1 protein-coding gene is annotated in these 1,197 nt (G+C 71.8%); it reads left to right on the top strand.

Annotated features, from left to right (window positions below; genetic code table 11):
- A partial coding sequence (locus tag FVW27_RS16415; RefSeq protein ID WP_167127193.1) for a rhomboid family intramembrane serine protease occupies positions 1 to 959 on the top strand: 959 nt, incomplete at its 5' end.
- Positions 960 to 1,197: the final 238 nt, after the last annotated feature.

Raw genomic sequence — 1,197 nt, 5'->3', positions numbered from 1 at the left:
GCTGGCGCGACCTGACCGTGCCCGTTCCCCCGGCCCTGAACGCGGCGCTGCCCGCGCCCCTGCCGCAGCTTCCTGTGTTCACCATGCAGCGTCTGCCGCGCTGGCGGCTGGTGCTGGAGGCGCGCAACATCCCGTTCATGGCCGTGCGCCGAGGCGAACGCCAGCACCTCTTCGTGCCCGCCCTGTACGAACGGCTGGCCCGGCTGGAGATCCTGGCCGCGGAAGGCGAGGACGCCGCCGCCCGAGCCCTCCCCCCCGCGCCATCTCCCGCCCCCCTGCGCTCCAATGTGCACCTGACCCTGCTGGGCCTGCTGCTGCTGGCCCTGTGGCACGGGGTGCGCATGGGCTGGTGGTGGGACATGCACCTGCCCCTGCCCGACCTGGATCCCGACGTGTGGCGCGATGCCGGGGCCATGGACGTCTACCACACCGTCACGCGCGGGCAGTGGTACCGTGTGGTCACGGCCCTGACCCTGCACGCCGACAGCCCGCACCTGTTCGGCAACATCCTTTTCGGCAGCTTCTTTCTGATTCCCCTGTGCCGTCGCGTGGGCAGCGGCCCAGGATGGCTGCTGACCATTCTGTCCGGCGCGGGAGGCAACGTGCTGAACGCGCTGGCACGCCCCGCATCGCATGTCAGCCTGGGCTTTTCCACGGCGTTGTTCGGCGCGGTGGGGGTGCTGTCCGGGCTGCTGGCGGTGGAGGGCGGCTGGAACGGCTGGCGACGCATGGTGGTGCCGCTGGCCGCCGGGCTGGCCATTCTTGGCATGCTGGGCAGTGAAGGCGAGCGTACCGACCTTGGCGCGCACCTGTTCGGCCTGGTGGCGGGCGTGGCGGTGGGCATGGCGGCGCAGATGCTGCGCGAACGCTGCGGCCCGCCACCGCGCTGGCTGGAATGGCTGGCAGGCGCGGCCTGCGCCGTGTTGCTGGCTGGCAGTTGGATGCTGGCGCTGCGGTAACCGTAGCCTGCCGCCCGGATGGCGTTTGCCGCCAACGCAAGACTGCCGTGGAGTCGCCTCCACGGCAGTCTTGCGTTGGTGTATTGTCGGCGTTCCGGCGTTTTCCGGCTACTGGGCCTGCGCCGTTGGCGGAGCGGGATCTGTCGGGGGGTCCGTGGCGCCCACACCGGGCGGCGGCGGGGGCGGGGTGGGCACCGGTACGGGCTTGGGCGTTGCCGGGGTGTTGTCCTGCGGCTGC

The organism is Nitratidesulfovibrio liaohensis (assembly GCF_011682075.1).
Taxonomy (GTDB): domain Bacteria; phylum Desulfobacterota; class Desulfovibrionia; order Desulfovibrionales; family Desulfovibrionaceae; genus Cupidesulfovibrio; species Cupidesulfovibrio liaohensis.
The sequence above is the reverse complement of the archived record's forward strand: the minus strand, read 5'-3'. Positions and strand labels throughout refer to the sequence as shown.